Annotated in this window: 16 protein-coding genes and 1 riboswitch; of the genes, 6 read left to right on the forward strand and 10 right to left on the reverse strand. The window is 67.0% G+C overall.

From position 1 onward, the window contains the following. Nucleotides 1-80: 80 nt before the first annotated feature. Genes RI032_RS05905 through RI032_RS05915 form a run of 3 tightly spaced genes read right to left on the reverse strand, consistent with a single transcriptional unit; the run spans nucleotide 81 to nucleotide 4,089 of the window. On the reverse strand, nucleotides 81-590 hold the full coding sequence (locus RI032_RS05905) for a fimbrial protein (protein WP_322547981.1): 510 nt from the start codon (nucleotides 588-590) through the stop codon (nucleotides 81-83). Nucleotides 591-628: 38 nt separating this feature from the next. After that, complete coding sequence (locus RI032_RS05910) at nucleotides 629-3,145, reverse strand: fimbria/pilus outer membrane usher protein (protein ID WP_322547982.1); 2,517 nt, start codon at nucleotides 3,143-3,145, stop codon at nucleotides 629-631. Beyond that, on the reverse strand, nucleotides 3,142-4,089 hold the full coding sequence (locus RI032_RS05915) for a fimbrial protein (protein WP_322547983.1): 948 nt from the start codon (nucleotides 4,087-4,089) through the stop codon (nucleotides 3,142-3,144). The genes RI032_RS05910 and RI032_RS05915 overlap by 4 nt, the downstream gene beginning before the upstream one ends. A 286-nt stretch (nucleotides 4,090-4,375) precedes the next feature. On the opposite strand from RI032_RS05915, the gene RI032_RS05920 reads away from it, so the two are divergent. From RI032_RS05920 to RI032_RS05930, 3 genes are all read left to right on the forward strand, one after another. Next, nucleotides 4,376-4,888: a fimbrial protein gene (locus RI032_RS05920; protein ID WP_322547984.1), complete on the forward strand. Its 513-nt coding sequence runs from the start codon at nucleotides 4,376-4,378 to the stop codon at nucleotides 4,886-4,888. 60 nt (nucleotides 4,889-4,948) lie between these two features. Further along, the gene (locus tag RI032_RS05925; protein WP_322547985.1) at nucleotides 4,949-5,671 is read left to right on the forward strand and encodes a fimbrial biogenesis chaperone; all 723 of its coding nucleotides are present in this window, start codon (nucleotides 4,949-4,951) and stop codon (nucleotides 5,669-5,671) included. Between the two features lie 177 nt (nucleotides 5,672-5,848). Continuing rightward, nucleotides 5,849-8,761, forward strand: a complete 2,913-nt coding sequence (locus tag RI032_RS05930) for an ATP-binding protein (protein WP_322547986.1) — start codon at nucleotides 5,849-5,851, stop codon at nucleotides 8,759-8,761. Nucleotides 8,762-8,771: 10 nt separating this feature from the next. On the opposite strand, the gene thiL is transcribed toward RI032_RS05930, so the two are convergent. The 5 genes from thiL to RI032_RS05955 form a co-directional block, all read right to left on the reverse strand. Beyond that, a complete protein-coding gene (gene thiL, locus RI032_RS05935) occupies nucleotides 8,772-9,737 on the reverse strand; it encodes a thiamine-phosphate kinase (protein ID WP_164192201.1) in 966 nt (321 codons plus the stop codon). A gap of 130 nt (nucleotides 9,738-9,867) precedes the next feature. After that, nucleotides 9,868-10,347: a transcription antitermination factor NusB gene (gene nusB / locus RI032_RS05940; protein WP_005415268.1), complete on the reverse strand. Its 480-nt coding sequence runs from the start codon at nucleotides 10,345-10,347 to the stop codon at nucleotides 9,868-9,870. Continuing rightward, a complete protein-coding gene (gene ribH / locus RI032_RS05945; RefSeq protein WP_010481977.1) occupies nucleotides 10,344-10,811 on the reverse strand; it encodes a 6,7-dimethyl-8-ribityllumazine synthase in 468 nt (155 codons plus the stop codon). Before ribH ends, nusB begins: the two co-directional genes overlap by 4 nt. 163 nt (nucleotides 10,812-10,974) lie before the next feature. After that, nucleotides 10,975-12,075 (reverse strand): 3,4-dihydroxy-2-butanone-4-phosphate synthase, encoded by a 1,101-nt coding sequence (gene ribB, locus RI032_RS05950; RefSeq protein WP_134958450.1) that lies wholly within the window; start codon nucleotides 12,073-12,075, stop codon nucleotides 10,975-10,977. After that, a complete protein-coding gene (locus tag RI032_RS05955) occupies nucleotides 12,072-12,698 on the reverse strand; it encodes a riboflavin synthase (RefSeq protein ID WP_049482085.1) in 627 nt (208 codons plus the stop codon). Before RI032_RS05955 ends, ribB begins: the two co-directional genes overlap by 4 nt. Before the next feature lie 74 nt (nucleotides 12,699-12,772). Continuing rightward, a riboswitch (FMN riboswitch) is annotated at nucleotides 12,773-12,918 on the reverse strand. Between the two features lie 188 nt (nucleotides 12,919-13,106). Between RI032_RS05955 and RI032_RS05960 the strand changes: the two genes are divergently transcribed. The 3 genes from RI032_RS05960 (at nucleotide 13,107) to RI032_RS05970 (ending at nucleotide 15,564) form a co-directional block, all read left to right on the forward strand. After that, nucleotides 13,107-13,727, forward strand: coding sequence for a hypothetical protein (locus RI032_RS05960; RefSeq protein ID WP_010481980.1), 621 nt, complete (start codon nucleotides 13,107-13,109; stop codon nucleotides 13,725-13,727). A 152-nt stretch (nucleotides 13,728-13,879) separates the two neighbouring features. Then, complete coding sequence (locus RI032_RS05965) at nucleotides 13,880-14,764, forward strand: hypothetical protein (protein WP_322547987.1); 885 nt, start codon at nucleotides 13,880-13,882, stop codon at nucleotides 14,762-14,764. Between the two features lie 131 nt (nucleotides 14,765-14,895). Further along, nucleotides 14,896-15,564, forward strand: coding sequence for a hypothetical protein (locus RI032_RS05970; RefSeq protein ID WP_322547988.1), 669 nt, complete (start codon nucleotides 14,896-14,898; stop codon nucleotides 15,562-15,564). A 36-nt stretch (nucleotides 15,565-15,600) separates the two neighbouring features. Here RI032_RS05970 and ribD read toward each other — a convergent pair whose 3' ends face one another. Both ribD and nrdR read right to left on the reverse strand, forming a co-directional pair. Beyond that, entirely contained in the window at nucleotides 15,601-16,686 is a 1,086-nt protein-coding gene (ribD, locus tag RI032_RS05975) for a bifunctional diaminohydroxyphosphoribosylaminopyrimidine deaminase/5-amino-6-(5-phosphoribosylamino)uracil reductase RibD (protein ID WP_134958458.1), read from the reverse strand. Between the two features lie 128 nt (nucleotides 16,687-16,814). After that, entirely contained in the window at nucleotides 16,815-17,336 is a 522-nt protein-coding gene (gene nrdR, locus RI032_RS05980; RefSeq protein WP_010481984.1) for a transcriptional regulator NrdR, read from the reverse strand. Between the last annotated feature and the right edge of the window lie 43 nt (nucleotides 17,337-17,379).

Raw genomic sequence — 17,379 nt, forward strand, 5'->3', positions numbered from 1 at the left:
CGAGCCCACGCCCGGCTTGCCTGGAGCCTGACCGAAGAGCAGCCGAGCGTGGGCTCGGCGCTACAGGGCCGTACCGGCTTTCAATCGTAGGCGGCGGTGACCACGATCTCGGTGGAGATATTGCCGGCGTTGATACCACTGGTGTTGGGAATGAAGTAACCCGCGCGCAGCGGATAGGACGCCGTCGCGCCAGAGACAGCCACCGGAATATCGGTGTCGCCCTTCTTCAGATAGGTGTTGCCGGTCGCGCCGGCCAGCAGCGCGACCGTCACACCCGTTGCTGGCGTGGTGGCGGCAGTGTTCTTCCAGCGCTCCGGATCGCCATCGGCGGCCGTGCCATCGAAGGACAGGCGCGCGCGGCTGACGCCCACGCAGCCAGTGAAGTTCAGTGCACCGGCCTTCACGCTGCTGGCGGCACCTGGCGTCATCTCATCGGCCTTCACCGGGTCCAGCGCGATCGCCGGGGCCGCCAGCGTGCAGGTACCCGGCAGCACACGGCCGCTGATGGTGAGGGTGGCCTGGGCATGCGCGGCTGAAGCGATCAGGCACAGCATCGGCACTGCAATCAGTTGAAATCGGGTAGGGAACATGGCGTTGCTCCTGCAGGTTGATTTGAGGAAACGAGGGATCACGGTGCAGTGATGTCCAATGGATCGGGTGCACGTACTTGCAGACCCTCCGGCGGCAGCGGCTGCGGCACGCACACGGCCTGGCTCCACGACAACCCGTACGCATCCGGCGCATCGGGCATGCGGTAATCGATGCGGCAGCGCCGCTTGCCATCGGGATCGACGATCAACGCGCCGCTGTCCTGCGCACCGCGCAGCTGGATCACCCCACCCTGCCCGACTGCACCGGCCGGCGCGCCGTCTTCGCCCTGCACCACCGCCGCAAACGGCAGCGGCTGGCCCAGCGCGTCAGTGGCGTCGATGAACAGCGTGCGCTCGCGGCGCACCTGGAACGGCACGCGCACGATGCCACCGGCGGTGGGTGCCACACGCTGCGAGGTCTGCAGCAGCTCCACCTCGATCGGCAGGCCGGAGGGATCCAGGTCGATGGTGTTCCAGCGGTAGGGGCTGATGTGCGGCAGCAGCGCGTAGCCGTTGCGCGCCACGCGCAGGTCGGTGCTGCTGCCGATGCGTGCGCCCTGCGCACCCGGCGCCTGCACCAGCGCGAAGCCGTCGCCCACGGGAGCACCCAGGTTCAGGCCACCGCTGTGCAGCGCCACGCTGCCCGATGCGCCAAGCGACAGGCTGCGGTAGTCGCCACTGCGGCTGTAGCCGGCATTGAGATTGCCACGGCTGCCTTGCCACGCGGCATAAGCACTATGGCTGTTCTGTCCATTGCCCTGTGCGCTGGACAGGCTGTAGCTCAGCGCACGTGACTCACCCAGGCTGCCGGTGATGCCCAGCTGCGACTGCCTGCCACTATCGGCCTGGCTGAGCTGGGTGCTGGCACGCGGTGCATTGGCGCTACGCCCCAGCGGCACGCTGAGGGTGAACGCATAGCGCGTGTCCTGGCGGCCATCGCCCACGCGGAAGCGCAGCGCGGACACACCGTAGTTGACCCGCCCCAGCGTGCTCTGGAAACCCACCTGGAAATCGTTGCGGCGTCGGGCGCTGTCCCAGTAAGACACATGGCCGCCGCTGAGATACAGGTTGCTGCGCTGGCCCACCCTCTGCGAGAGGTTCACCTGGTAGCGCTGGCGGGCGCGCTGTCCCAGCCCCCAATCGTCGTTCTGCTCCCGCGCCACGTCGTTGAGGCTGAGAAACCCACGGGTGCTGTAGCGGTACGCAGCCAGGCCGACATTGGTACCGGTTCGCGCCACATAGCGCTGGTAGTTCAGGCGGAAGCTGTTGCCCGCAATGGTTTCGCTGCCGCGGTGCCAGGCGCGCGAATGGGTGACATCGGCACCAAATGCACCGATGGCGGTGTTGACCGCAGCACCGGCCAGCAACGCGCGATAGCCCTCACCCAGCTGGGCGCCACCCAGCACGGTAAACCGGTTGTTCACGCCGCGGGCATAGGTTCCTTCGGTGAAGGGCAGCGTCTGCAGCGTGTTGCCGGAGTCGCGCAGTTCACCGGCAGTGACCGCGAAGCGCGACGAACCCGCGCGAAGCGCCTGCGGAACGGCCGAGAAGTTGACGCTGAAACGCTGCACGCGGCCATCGGCTTCGGTAACGCTGACGTCCAGATCGCCGCCGAAGTTGGTGGGATACAGATCCTCGATGGTGAAGGGGCCCGGCGCCACATTGCTTTCGTGGATGATGCTGCCGTTCTGGCGGATGGTGACCACCGCATTGCCTTCGGCGATGCCCTGCACCACCGGCGCATAGCCACGCAGCGAATCGGGCAGCATGCGCTCGTCGCTGGCTACGCGCACGCCGGTAAACGGCACGCTTTCGAACAGCTCGCCACCGGTGTTGCCCTGGCCCAGCAGCAGCTGGCTGTTCCAGCGTGGAATGTCGCGTTGCAGATGGCTGCTGATGACCTCGTGCCGGGTGCCCTGTCTGCCATGGGTGAACGATGCGCGGTGGCGAAGCCGCCATGCGCCCAGGTTCACGCCTGCCCGCAACCCAAGGTAACTGCTGTCGCTGCCTTGGCTGCGGTAGTGGTTGGCGCTGTAATCGATGAAGGCAGCGGTGATGCCGTCGTCGCGCAGTTCCGGTGCCACGAAGCCACGCGCGGCGATGGCCTGTGCCGCCTGCGGAATGCTGAGGGACAACTGCAGCTCGCCACTGTCGAAGGTGCTGTTGGCGCCCTCCACCAGCGCTGGCAGATTCACGCAGGTGCTGTCTTCGGCGGGCAGTGCCTCCAGGAACGCAGGCTTCAACGGCAGCCCACGTACCAGCGCCGGTGACAGGCACGGCACCGCAATCTGCGGGTCGTCTTCGATGACGAAACGGATGTCCTGGCTGCGCAGGAACTCGCCGTTCACATGCACGTCCACCGCGTAGTCGCCGGCCGGCAACGGATTGCCGTTGGCGTAGCGCGCCATGTCGATGGCTTCGCCGCCGATCAGGAAGCCTTCGCTGAACTCGACCGGGGCTGCCGTGGCATCCAGTGCGAATCCAGCCGACAGCACCCCACCGATGGCGGCGCAGAGCGAGCGCGTGGTGGCACGGGTGCGACCAACGGTGTTCATCGGTAGTCGGCGGTCAGCACCGCCTCGCCTTTGACGTCGCCGGGCACCAGCGGATCGGCCGTACGCAGATAGCGCGCACTGAACGGAATGGCCTGTTGCCCCTTGCTGGACCAGCCGTGCGACCACGCCTGACCGAACTGCACCGGCTGGCCACCGCGCAGCAGCTGCACCTGCACGCCACCAGCGGTGGCACCCGGCGCGGGCGCAAGCTGGCCGTTGCTGCTGCCAGGATCATTGGCATCGGCCAACGACAGCTGCACGTCGATGTTGTCCATCGGGCAGTTCATCGCGACGTCGAAGCTGGATTCCTTCGCGTTGCTGCCGCTGGCGGCGAGTTCGTTGGCGAGAACGTCGTCGAGGGTGTGGGAGGCGTTGGCGAGCGTGCAGGTGACGGGGGGCATGGAGATCTCCACCGACAGGTGGTGCTGCATCCTCTGGCTCGGATCACCCTCGGGCCAAGATGTGATGGTACCCAAGTAGCTCATCGGCACCGGCTCCATGGCTCCCCCACGGAAGAAGACAATCACATAAACCGCGACGGTAACCGGTCCAGCAGTTGCAATCGGTATGCCGGGGTGTCGATTGATCGCTCCTACAGCCAAGGCGGGACCACCATAATTCGAGGGAGCCCCCTCTCTCACACTGTAGCCAAAGCCGATGAGTGGTGAGCGCGAACTGAAGCTATAGGCCTTGTAGGTGACGCCACCGTAGGTGACATCGCGCTCGTAGGTGACACCGGTCAGTGGCGCATCCACGACGAAGGCTGTTTGCCCGGCAGCGCACTCGAACCCCAGGGCGACTGTTCCCGCCGCGCTTGTTCCCAGTCTTTCATCCGGCCGATCCAGGTTGTGGCCCCTTAGGGTGTAGCTCAGATCTTGATCTCCCGGACTAAGCCGCGCGCAGCTGGCCCCGGCCTCCAGAATGCACAGGGAAGCGATGACCACCGCACCCACCCGCGCGCGCGCCACACCACGCGGCACATGCGTGCAGACAGACAGAAGAGCGCGGAACTGCAATGGAAACCGCACGGCGATTCCTCCGACAACCAATCGAGGCCGCGCAGTCTAGGCAGCGGCACTGCCACTTCCTATCGGATTAATTGCAGTTCGCGAACGTCAACGCGCTTTTGCAACTTGTTGCATTCCGTGGCCTGGCGCGCGCATCGAAACTGGACGCGCTGGCTGCCGTGGGCGGCCACTGCGTGCCTTCATTCCACAACCGAGAACTGTCATGTCCCTGACGCTCCGCCTGCTGTCCCTTTCCGTCTTCGCCATCGCCGCGCCGTCGGTGTCTGCCGAAACGCTGGAAATCACCGGCGAACTGATGACCTCCACCTGCTCGGTGGGCTCCACCGGCGGCACCATCACCGTGCCGATGGGCAAGGTGGATCTGGCCTCGGTCAACGCCAGCACCCGTGCCGGCCAGAAGAACTTCACCATCGCCCTGGACTGCTCGGGTTCGGGTGCATCACAGGATGTAGGCGTGCGCTTCGGCGGCACGCCCCATGGCAGCACCGGCAACCTCGCATTGACCGCCGCTTCGACCGCCACCAACGTGGGCGTTGCCCTGTACGACGCTGCGGGCAATCAGCAGAAGATCGGTGAGGACCCGGCCGTGTGGGTGACCATCGCCGCCGGTGGCAGCGGCCAGCTGGACTACAGCGCGTGGTACGCCTCGCCGGCCACCAACGCGACCGCTGGCACCGCCAATGCCTCGGGCGATTTCGTGGTGCTCTACAAGTAACGCGCTTCCGGCAGGCCGACGCCACGCAGCAACGGCCTGCCCCTTTCAACGAGGTTGACCATGAAACTTCGCGCCATGACGTGGATATGCGCGTTGCTGTCTGTTTCGGCAGCCCTGCCGGCATCGGCCGCGGTGACGCTGCAGGGCACGCGCATCGTGCACGATGCCAGCAAGGGCCGCGACGTGACAGTCAGGGCGAGCAACGTGGGGGAACTGCCGGCGATGACCCAGGTCTGGATCGACGACGGCGACAGCCAGTCGCGCCCGGAGAACGTACGCACGCCGTTCCGGCTGACACCGGCCGAGCCACGCCTGCTGCAGCCCAAGCAGGGCCAGGCATATCGCGTCACCTACGCACCGCGCCCGTCGGAAGCACCGCTGCCAACCGACCGCGAATCGGTGTTCTATTTCAATCTGCTGGATATTCCGCCCAAGCCCAGCGATGCCAGCGGCAGGAACCTGCTGCAGTTCGCGGTGCGTACACGGGTGAAGCTGTTCCATCGCCCCGCCGGGCTGCCGGGCAATGCACGCGATGCGGCGGCCACGCTGCAATGGTCTGCCGATGGTGATGCCCTGCAGGTACGCAACCCGAGCGCGTACCACGTGTCGTTGAGTTCATTGACGCTGGTCGATGGCCGCCGCGTGGAGGTGGACATGATCGCGCCGGGGGCACAGGTGCACTATGCGCTTCCGGAAGGTGCAGCGATGCCCGCAACGGTGGCGTTCAAATGGCTGGATGATTACGGCACGCCCCGTGAGGCCGAGGCGCGCGTTGATCGGTAAGCGTAGATCGGGCTTCCGCAGTGCACCGGCAACGACTTGCGCCGAGGGTGGCAGACGCGTCACGCTGCAGGCCACAGTCTCACATCGCAGGTTCGCACCATGGCGTCACCCCTGGGCTCCGTGCTTGCCACCCTGCAAGGCTTGCAGCGCCGGCTGCTGTTCGGTGGCGGTGCCATCTTGACCCTGCTTCTCCTGGCCGCCGGCTGCGCCGCACTGTGGCTGCGGCTGGAAACGGTGCACCTCAACGAGCGCGAGGCGCTGCAGCGCGGCCAGCAGACGGTGGATCGCTACATTGGCGAGCGCAGGCGGGCCTACGTGGCCAGCTTGAACACCAACGCCATGCTGTGGGCTACCCAGCAAACCGCACTGGTGGCCGGTGGCCTGCCTGTTGCTGCCCGCTTTTCAGCACAGGATGGCCAGGCCGGCGTGGTGGCACCCGGCGCCCTGTCCGTCCCCTGGCTGGCGCTGTCCCCGCGCGAGGGCCGTCTTCCGCCACAGGCGGAGGCGGCGTACCTGGGCATGGTGCAGACCTATTCGGCGTACATGGCCGCCACCGTAGCGGCGCAGGATTCGCCCACTTCCTTGATCTCCTTCGCCTTCGAACCGGAAGGGCGCCTGTTTGCGATCGCCGGGCTGCATGATGAAGCGCAGCTGCTGCAACTCATGAAGGTGCCTACCCGTGAACAGGCACTGGCCGCGCTGGCACAGACCGCCGATGCCGGCTGGCAGTCAGCGGGTGCGGACTCCGAGCTTCAACTGGACAGTGGCCGGCTGCGCGCCTACTTCGGCCGCAATCCGTTCACCGGCGAGGATGCACTGGTCACCCAGATGCGCCTGCGCAGCAATGGCACCCCCTTCATCAACCGGCTGACGTTTGAACCGCTTCAAGGCCTGCGCGAGCGGTTGGAGGAGGCCAGCCCGGGAATGTGGGTGGTGCTGGACCGGCAGGGAAACGATGTTCTGCGCAGTGCTGCGGACGCTGCGATTTCCGGGCCTGCGCTGCGCGCCGCGCCATCGCCCCGGCCTACGCTGTTGGCACTGCCTGCTGGCCGTGCCTTCGTGATGTCCGCACCCTTGCAGGGCATCGACTGGACGCTGCTGCGGCTCTACCGCTGGACCGACATCTGGACGGCGCAGCAGACCTATCTGCTCGGGGGCGGGCTGGCCCTGACCGCCCTGCTGGCCGCGCTGTGGACGCTGTTGCTGCTGGTGGACCGGCGCGTGCTGCGGCCGGCGCTGGAAGAAGCCGCACGGGTGCATGAAAGCGAAGCGTTGAGCCGCACCTTGATCGAAACGTCGCCGGTCGGCCTGTGCCTGCTCGACCAGCAGAGCGGGCAGTTGATCCTGCACAACCAGGCACTGCAGCAGCTGATCGGCGACACCACCGGCAACCTGTTGGACGCACTGGTCGGCCGCCTGGTGCAACGCGTTGACGGCCAGGTACACGGGCAGCTGTTCGAGGCGCCGTCCGCGGATGAGCACGGTCCATCGCGCTACCTGCAATCCATCGTGGCCGCCGCGCGCTACCAGCGGCGGGCGATCTGGGTCTGCGCGGTGACCGATGTGACCGCACAGACCGAAACCCAGCAGCGCCTGCTGGATGCACGGCGTCATGCCGAACAGGCCCAGCACGATGCCGAGGCTGCGGACCAGGCCAAGACCGCCTTCGTGGCAATGATCAGCCATGAAATACGCACCCCCTTGAGCGGCGTGCTCGGCCACCTTGAACTGCTTGCCCGTCAGACCATGCCGGCGGCGGCGCACGCGCATGTCACGCGCGCGCGCAGCGCCGCCGATGTGCTGCAGGGGCTGGTGAACGACACCCTGGATCTTTCCCGTATCGAAGCCGGGCTGATGACGCTGGAACCGGCGCCTTTCGATCCGCGTGCGTTGCTGCAGCAGACCGCGACACTGTTCGAGCCACAGGCCAGCGCAAAAGGCCTGCGCCTGGCGCTGCACACCGGCGATGCGCTGGGGCCGGCCTACGTGGCCGACGCAGGCCGCGTGGCGCAGGTGATCAACAACCTGGTGGGCAACGCGGTGAAGTTCACGGCATCGGGAACGGTGGCGGTCAGCGTTGATGCCTCGGTGCAGCCCGATGGCAGCGAGTGGCTGCACGTGGAGGTGCGCGATACCGGCCCGGGCATCGATGCCGAAGCACAGGCCGTGTTGTTCAAACCGTTCGTGCAGGTCGGTGCCGGCTCGGCACGGCAGCACGGCGGCAGCGGCCTGGGGCTGGCCTTGTGCCAACGCTTCGCCGAACTGCTCGGCGGCACCCTCGGCGTGCGCAGCACCCCGGGCACCGGCAGCGTTTTCCGCCTGGACATTCCGGCACGCCGGACCACCGCCGTGGCAGGCACGCCGCCACGGCCAGCGCCTGTAGAGCGCGCGCATTCCCCGCGTGGCCACGCCTTGCTGGTGGATGACAGCGTGATCAGCCGTGACGTGACGCTGGGGCAACTGCATGCGCTGGGTTGGCAGGTCACCCTCGCGGCCGACGGCGAGGAGGCGTGGCAACGCTGGCGCGCGGGCCGGTTCGACATCGTGCTGACTGATCTGAACATGCCGTACCTGGACGGATACGGGCTGGCCCGGAAACTGCATGCGGATGACCCCTCCATCCCCATCGTCGCACTCACCGCCAATGCGATGCCCGAGGACGCGCAGCGCGTACGCGAGGCCGGCATGTCCACGCTGCTGCTGAAGCCGCTCGACCTGGCGTCGCTGGAGGCCGCGCTGCATGGATTCGACCTCGATCGCTCGGCACAGGCACCCTTACCTCCGGTGGTGAGCGAGGCGGTTCAGCGGCAGATGCGCGAGGCGTTCCTGCAGACCGCGCATCGCGACTACGCGGCGTTGACCCAGGCGCTGGACAGTGCCGACGCACCGGCCATGATCGACCAGCTGCACAGCTTCGCCGGCGCGCTGGTATTTCTGGGAGAAGCCCAGGCAGCGCGCAGCTGCCAACAGGCCGAACAGGCCCTGCGCAGCACCGGCGCGACAGATGCGGCGTCGAAGGCGATCGTCATTGAGGCTATCGCGTTGATCGCGGCGAGCATCGAACGTCAGGTTGTCGCGCAGCAGGCTTGAGCCCGCACCCTCAACCGGCGAAGTGCTGGTAGCCGCCGCCGGCGGCTTCGCCATCCACGTGCACGCCCTGCCCTTCGGCAATGCGGCCGATACGGGTCAGCGGCACATCCAGCGATTCGGCGAGGTAATGCAGCGCGTCGCGCTGGTCGGCAGCTGCCGTGAAGCACAGTTCGTAGTCGTCGCCACCCCGCAGTGCGCATTCGCGGGCGGTTTCGCGCCCAAGCAACTCGCGCAGCGCATTCGAGATCGGCAACAGATCGGCATCGACATGCGCGGCCACCGCACTGCGCGTGGCGATGTGGCCCAGGTCGGCCAGCAGGCCATCGGACACGTCCACCGCCGCGTGCGCGAACGCACGCAGGCGCAGGCCTAGGGTGACGCGCGGGGTCGGCCGCAGCAGGCGCAGGCGCAGGCTTTCGTAGTCGGCCAGCAGGGTGGCGGTGGCCACGTTCAGCGCACCCTGCTGCCACAGGCGCAGTGCACCGGCGGCGTCGCCGAGGGTGCCGCTGACCCAGATGTCATCGCCAATCTGTGCGCGATCACGACGCAACGCCTGGCCGCGTGAGACCTGACCCATCGCGGTGACCGACAGCGACAGCGGGCCACGCGTGGTGTCGCCACCAATCAGGGCGATGTCGTGCTGGTCGGCCAGCGCGAAGAAACCGTCGGCGAAGGCTTCGATCCAATCCTCGCTCGCATCGGGCAATGACAGCGCCAACGTGCACCAGGCCGGGCGCGCGCCCATCGCGGCGAGGTCGGAGAGATTCACGGCCAGCGTCTTCCAGCCGATATCGAACGCCGGCGTTTCGGCCGGGAAGTGCACGCCGCTGTTGAGCGTATCGGCAGTGACCACCAGCTGTTCGTTCGGGCGCGGCTGCAGCAGTGCAGCGTCATCACCAATACCGAGCACGATGTCGTCGCGCTCGACGGTGCGGGCGCGGATGCGGTCGATGAGGGCGAATTCAGCCAGGGACATGGGGCGTTCCCGTGGGGGTGGCGGCGATATCGGGCATCGGTGCCAACCAGGGTTGGCACCCACCAGAAGCGGAGTCAGGGCCGGTATCGACCCAGCAGGTCACGGCCCGTCCAGGACGAGCAGAACCGGGTCAGTGACCCGATTCGACCTTGCGCCATTCCACGGCGGCACGATCCAGCACGCCGTTGACGTAGGTGTGGCCGTGTTCGGAACCGAAACGCTTGGCCGATTCGATGGCTTCGTTGATCACCACGCGGTATGGCACGTCCAGGCGGTAACGCAGCTCGTAGGCGGCCAGGCGCAGCACCGCGCGTTCGATCGCGTCCACTTCTTCGATGCCGCGGTCCAGGTACGGGCCGAGCGCTTCGTCGATGTCGCGACGGTTGTCGAGCACGCCGTGCACCAGCGCCTCGAAGTACGCCAGGTCGGCGATTTCGCGGGCCTGCTCGTGGGCGAACTGGGCGATCAGCGACTGGGCGTTGCCGCCGGAGATCTGCCAGGCGTAGATGGCCTGCACGGCACGACGGCGGGCGCGCGAGCGCAGCACCGGATCGACGCCATCGCGGCGGACGGGTTTACCGGAGGGCTTGCCCTGGGTGTTCTTGTTCATGGCAGCTGCTCCAGAAGATTGACCATTTCCAATGCGGCGAGTGCGACTTCCTCGCCCTTGTTGCCGTGGCTGCCGCCTGCGCGGGCCTCGGCGTCTTCAACGCGTTCCACCGCCAGCACGCCGTTCAGCACCGGCACGCCGAAGTCCAGCTGCACGCGCATCAGGCCCTCGGCGCAGCGGTCGGCCACGTGTTCATAGTGGCGCGTATCGCCACGGATCACGCAGCCCAGGGTGAGGATGGCGGCGTGTTCATGGGCGGCAGCCAGGCGCGCGGCCACCAGCGGCAGCTCCCAGGCACCCGGCACGCGGATCACGTCGATGTTGGCTTCGGTGATGCCGTTGCCGGCCAGGCTCTGGCGGGCGCCAGCGACCAGCGTATCGGTGATGCGGGCGTTCCAGCGGCTGGCCAGGATGGCGAAGCGCGCCGATTCGGGAGTGCGAAGATCGCCTTCGTAGTGGCTCATATGCGGCTTGGGGGACTCGATAAGGGGGTAATTCTAGCGTGGATGGGCCCCGGCCGTGGCTGGCGGGGCCTGAAGGGTGTGCCGACCAACGGTCGGCACCCACCACGGGCAGGGCATGGTCGGCACCCACCACAGGTAGGGCATGGTCGGCACACCAAGGGGGTTACAGGGCCACCGTCTCCACCACTTCCAGGCCGTACCCGGCCAGGCCGATCTGGCGGCGCGGGGTGCCCAGCACGCGCAGCTTGCCCAGGCCCAGGTCGGACAGGATCTGCGCGCCGGCACCGTTGCGGCGCCACTGGCTCACGTCCTTGTCCTTGCCCGGCACCACCGGCGCCGGCTGCTGGCGCAGGCGGGCCAGCAGGGCCTCGCCATCACGCGGGGCCTGCAGCACCACCATCACGCCACTGCCTTCAGCATCGATCGCACGCAGGGCATCGGTGGCGGCCACGCCGAAATCGTCGCGGCGCCAGTGCAGCAGGTCGGCCAGCGGGTTTTCCACCTGCACCCGCACCAGGGTGGGGGTGTCGGCATCCGGCGTGCCACGGACCAGGGCGAAATGCAGGTCGTGGGCGATGCGGTCGCGGTAGGTGACCAGCTTGAAGGGGCCGAATTCGGTCTCGATCTCGCGCTCGTCCACGCGTTCAACGGTCTTTTCGGTGGCCAGGCGGTAGGCGATCAGATCGGCGATGGAACCCATCTTCAGCCCGTGCTCGCGGGCGAACACTTCCAGCTCCGGGCGGCGCGCCATGCTGCCATCCGGGTTCAGGATCTCCACCAGCACGCCGGCCGGCTCCAGCCCGGCCAGCATGGCCAGGTCGACGCCGGCTTCGGTGTGGCCAGCGCGGGTCAGCACGCCGCCCGGCTGGGCGATCAGCGGGAAGATGTGGCCCGGCTGGTGCAGGTCCGACGGCTTGGCGTTGGGTTTCACCGCCGTGCGGATGGTGTGGGCGCGGTCGTGGGCCGAGATGCCGGTGGTAACGCCCTCGGCGGCCTCGATACTGACGGTGAAGTTGGTCTGGAACTGCGCGGTATTGGCCTGCACCATCGGCGCCAGGCCGAGGTCGGCGGCGCGAGTGCGGGTCAGTGGCAGGCACACCAGGCCACGGCCGTGGGTGACCATGAAGTTGATGTCCGACGGCTTGACCAGCTCGGCGGCCATGATCAGGTCGCCTTCGTTCTCGCGGTCTTCGTCATCGACGATGACGACCATGCGGCCCAGACGGATGTCTTCCAGGATGTCCGGAATCGGGGCGAAATTCATGCGGCATCTCCCTGTGGGTGCTGACCGTTGGTCGGCACACTGATCAGGCGCTCCACATAACGGGCGACCAGATCGATTTCAAGATTGACCGCGCTGCCTACGCCCGCGGCGGAGAAGGCAGTGTTGGCCACCGTGTGCGGGATCAGGGCGACGTCAAACCCTTCATCGTCCACTTCGTTGACCGTGAGGCTGACGCCATCCACGCAGATCGAGCCCTTCTTGGCGATGTAGCGGCGCAGCGAGGCCGGCGCGGCGAAACGCCAACGCTGGGCACGCGCGTCTTCGTGGATGGACAGTACCTGGCCGAGGCCGTCGACGTGTCCGCTGACCAGATGGCCGCCAAGGCGGTCGGTCGGGCGCATGGCACGTTCGAGATTGATGACCGCCCCTTCGCCCAGCTGGCCCAGCGTGGTCAGGCCCAGGGTCTCGGTGGAGGCATCGGCCTGGAAGCTGCTGGCGTCGAATGCGATGACGGTGAGGCAGACGCCGTTGATGGCAATGCTCTCGCCCATCTGCACGTTGTCGAACGGCAGATTCCCGACATTGAAGGTGAAGCGGACATCGCCGCCGATGGATTCGCGTGCAGCCAGACGGCCGACGCCTTCGATGATTCCAGTAAACAAGAAACGTTCTCCGCGAAAAGTGAGCGAAAAACGCCGCAAGGCAAACAGGCACGCGCAGGGCATGAGCCCTGTGGCACCGTCTTCTTTCATCCGGACTATGACCGTCGGCTCCGGCATTGGACCGGATCTGCTGACCCCCGGCCGTGGGCCGGGGCGCTCGCGGGCTCGTGCTTGCGCACCTACCGCCGGTGGGGAATTGCACCCCGCCCTGAAGACGTTTGTGTACCGGCGAACCGGCCTGGCTAGTGTACCAGCCCGGGCTGAACGGGGTCGGATGCCACAGCTGTGACGGCCGTCGCTCGCAATTTGTAAAACTTTCATTAAAATTCCACCCCGGACGACATGAGGTCGCCACGGGCAGCCCGCTGGGGCAGGCCCGCCAAAGGACTGAAATTCACAGGAATTCCCATGCGCAAGATGCTGATCGTGGCCGCCCTGCTGGCCGCCGCCCCGCTCTCGGCTTCGGCCGACGCCCTGAGCTACACCTACGTCGAAGGCGGTTGGACGCAGGTCAAGGTTGACGACAACGCACTGGACGACCCGAAGGTCGACGGCGGCTACCTGCGTGGCTCTGTGGCCATCGCCGAACAGGTCTACGTGTTCGGTGGCTGGTCGCGCACCAGCAAGACCTACCATTACAGCGACGGCTCGCTGAAGCTGGAACTGAACCAGCCGGAGCTGGGCATCGGCTACCACATGCCGTGGACCGACCGCCTGGACTTCACCGCCGATATCGCCTGGGTGCGCCAGAGCGCTGAACTGACCGACCGTTACGACGGCTACAGCGACCGCTACAAGGACCACACCAACCTGGGCCGCGCCACCCTGGGCATCCGCGGCAAGCCGTCGCGCATGACCGAAGCCTGGGCCAAGGCCGGCTACATGGACGGCGGCAACAACTTCAAGGGCACCTGGGTCGGCACCGTCGGCGGCCAGATCAACTTCACCAGGACCTGGGGTCTGGTGGGCGAGATCTCCGGCTACCGTGACGTCACCCAGTACTCGGCCGGCGTGCGCGCCAGCTTCTGATCCAACGATCGTCCCTCGTCGTGCGATCGAACGGGCCCCGCAAGGGGCCCGTTTTTTTGGCCGGGGTACACCGCCATGTGACCGCTGGCCGCCATCGAAAGTAGCGCTGGATGCGCTAGGCTTGCGCGCCTCTGGAACAGGAAAACACCGTCATGAAGACCCCCACCCGTACCCTTCTGGCCAGCGTGCTGCTGTGCGCCCCGCTGATTGCCAGCGCTGCACCGGCCCAGCTGACGCCCGAGCAGGCCTTCGACCTGTACGCACGCGTGCTGCTGGAAGACGACGCGGCCGCCACGCGCACGCTCAACGACGCACTGAAGCCGGCGTTCGAAGGCCAGGACGCCGTGACCCCAAACCCGGGTGCGCTGGCCAAGGCATTGGCCGAGCCGTGGCAGACCGTGCTGGCCAGCGCCGGTGACAAGTCCGACGCTGCGGCCACCGAAGCGCTGTATGCCAAGGCGCTGCGTGATTCGAAGTGCCGCGCGACCAAGAGCGTGGTCGAAGACAACGAATACGTTGAAGACCAGAAGCTGGCGCGGATCACCTACAGCTGCCAGCTGCCCGACCTGGGCAAGGTCCGCCCGCTGTTTGCCGCCAGTCTCGCGTCTGACGCCAGCCCGGCCGCGCGCAAGCAGTTCACCGATGCCTACACCCAGGCACTGCAGAGTGGCGTGCGCGTGCCGGTCAGCGGCACCTTCACCCTGTACCCGGCCAAGGACAACCGCTACTGGTACAGCGGTAATTTCGACGATCTGGTGGGCACCGTAGCCGGTGCGCTGGCGCCGTTCGAGGACTGGATGCAGGATGCACAGGCCGCCAGCGCGCCGAAAGTAACCGGCGTACCGGGCTGCGACCTGCTGCTGCAGCAGCACCGCGCCTGCGTGGCGAAGATCGCGCCGGAGCAGATCAGCGGCGTGGATGCGATGGCCGAGGAACTGAAGGCCAAGGCGCAGGTGCTGTCGGCCGAGGAGATGACGCAGGAGTGCAAGGCACTGCGCCCGATCGCCGAGATGATGTGGACCGACGAATGCGCGTGAGGGGGTAAGCGGTAGCGCCGGGCCATGCCCGGCGACGCCCGCAACGCTGCACATTTTCAGACAAGTTGCATGGATCCGTGCAAGGAACGCCCCTGATCCTCAGGGCCCTCCTGGATTGCCCGTGTGCCGCCATGCTGAAACCCGTCTTCATCCTGCTGCTGGGAGCACCGCTCTGGGCGGTAGCCTCCGCGCCAGGCGATCTTTCGCCGCAGGCCGAATACACCCTGCAGGCGCAGGTGCTGCTGCACGACGATGCCGCGGCCCGGCAGATACTGCGCGAGCAGGGAGAGGGATACGAGCCTGCCGTTGCCCTGGAGTGGCAGTTGCTTGTGGACGATGTGCCTGCGGCACTCGCGCGGCAGGGTTCTACTGCGCCTTCCCCGGCTGCCACGCGAGCCTTTGTACAGGCACTGGCAATGCGACTGCCGAGGGTCAGCTGCGCTGCCCGGGAGTTCGTGCCGTCGGGATCGCCGGAGATCGGCCTGTACCCACTGGTCTGCCAGCATCCCGACGTGGAACCCCTCCGGGAGGAGTATCTGGCGTTGCGGGCCGCGCCTGAAGCAGGGCGCCAGGCACGCATCGATGCGCTTTTCCTGCGCTGGGCGGCGATGCTGCGCGACGGACCCGATGTACCACATTGCAGCCGGGTCACCGGGTGGTACCAGGCACGCCATGCGTTCGCCCATGCCGAGCGTGTGCATCAGCTCTACCAGACAATCCTGTGGCGATTGCTGCCGATCGAGTTGTGGCTGGGTGAACCGCTGCTGCCGCAGGAGGATGAGCTGTGTGATGACGTTTGAAGTCCGTCGGGCTCAACCTTGCACTACCTGGGCCCGTTATGCCCGCAGCAGCAACCTGATGTCTTCGCCCACCTGACGCTGGTCGACCACGCGCAATCGGCGCTGCTGGTCCATCGCCTCGATGCCGAGGCCGGCCAGCAGCGGACGACCGTTATCGCCCAGCAGCGTGGGCGCCTGATACAGCAGCAGTTCGTCCACCCAGCCGCCGCGCAGCAAGGCACCGGCCAGCGTCGCGCCGGCTTCGGTATGCACTTCGTTGATGCCACGTTCGGCCAGCAGCGCCAGTACCGCGCCCAGGTCCAACCGCCCATCAACACAGGGCACGCTGGCAAATTCGGCGTCGGCCGCATCCGGTGCGCTTACTGCTGTGCCATGCAGGTACAACGTCGGCGCCCCACCCTCGCGCACACGGCTGCATTCCAGCGAGCGCAGGCGTGAATCGAGCACCACGCGCAGCGGTGGCATCACCTCGGTATCGGCCAGGCGCACGGTCAGCATCGGGTCGTCGGCCAGCACGGTGTCGGCGCCGGTCAGGATCGCACCCGCACGTGCGCGCCAGTGCTGCACGTCTTCGCGCGCGGCCGGACCGGTAATCCACTTGGAGCTGCCATCGGCCATCGCGGTACGGCCATCGAGGCTGGCGGCCAGCTTCACCCGCAGCCACGGGCGGTTGCGCTCCACGCGCGACAGGTAACCCTTGTTGAGCTCGCGCGCCTGTGCCGCCATCAGCCCTTCGGCGACGTCGATGCCTGCATTGCGCAGCAGATCGAAGCCACCGCCATCGACCTTGGGGAACGGATCGCGCATCGCCGCGACCACACGCGACACGCCCGCTTCGATCAGTGCCAGCGCACACGGTGGCGTGCGCCCGTAGTGCGCGCAGGGTTCCAGGGTGACGTAGGCGGTGGCGCCACGGGCGTCGCTGCCGGCCTCGCGCAGCGCGAACACTTCAGCATGCGGGCCACCGGCGCGCTGGTGCCAGCCCTGCCCGACCACGCGTTCGCCATGAGCGATCACGCAGCCGACCATCGGGTTGGGGCGGGTGGTGTAGGCGGCACGCCCGGCCAGGCGCAGTGCGTTGGCCATGTGCAGGTGGTCGAGGACGGAGAACGGGGTGGTCATGCGGCCATGGTAACGCCGCCGGTGTGCATCCATGCCATCAGTGCCAACCAAGGTTGGCACCCACCAGAGCAAAGGAGATCCACGCCATCAGTGCCAACCAAGGTTGGCATCTACCAGGGAAAAGGCGGTCAGCCCTTCTTCTTCTTGGTCAGGGCAATCACGTCGCCCAGCAGCTGCAGCTGTTCGGTGCTGGACGGCAGGTCGCGTTCCAGCTTCTCGATCTCCTCGCGGAAATCGGCCACGTCCTCGAAGCTGCGGTAGACCGATGCGAAGCGCACATAGCCGACGTGGTCGAGCTTGCGCAGTTCGTTCATGACGAACTCGCCGACCTTGATCGAAGGCACTTCGCGCTCGCCGCTGATGCGCAGCTGGTGAACCACCGCACGCACGGCCGCTTCGATCTTGTCTTCGGCCACCGCACGCTTCTGCAGCGCGCGGTCGAAGCCAGCGCGGACCTTGCGCTGGTCGAACGCCTCGCGGGTGCCATCGCTCTTGACGATGGCCGGCAGCTTCAGCTCAACCGTTTCCAGGGTGCTGAAGCGCTCGCCACAGGCTTCGCATTCACGCCGACGACGGATCGTCGCGCCGTCTTCGGAGACGCGCGAGTCGATGACCCGGGTATCGGCATGTTGGCAGAAGGGGCAATGCATGGAACGCCTGGCTCAGGGAAGTACCTATTGCCACGGTCATGGC

It is taken from the genome of Stenotrophomonas geniculata (assembly GCF_034508895.1).
Taxonomy (GTDB): Bacteria; Pseudomonadota; Gammaproteobacteria; order Xanthomonadales; family Xanthomonadaceae; genus Stenotrophomonas; species Stenotrophomonas geniculata.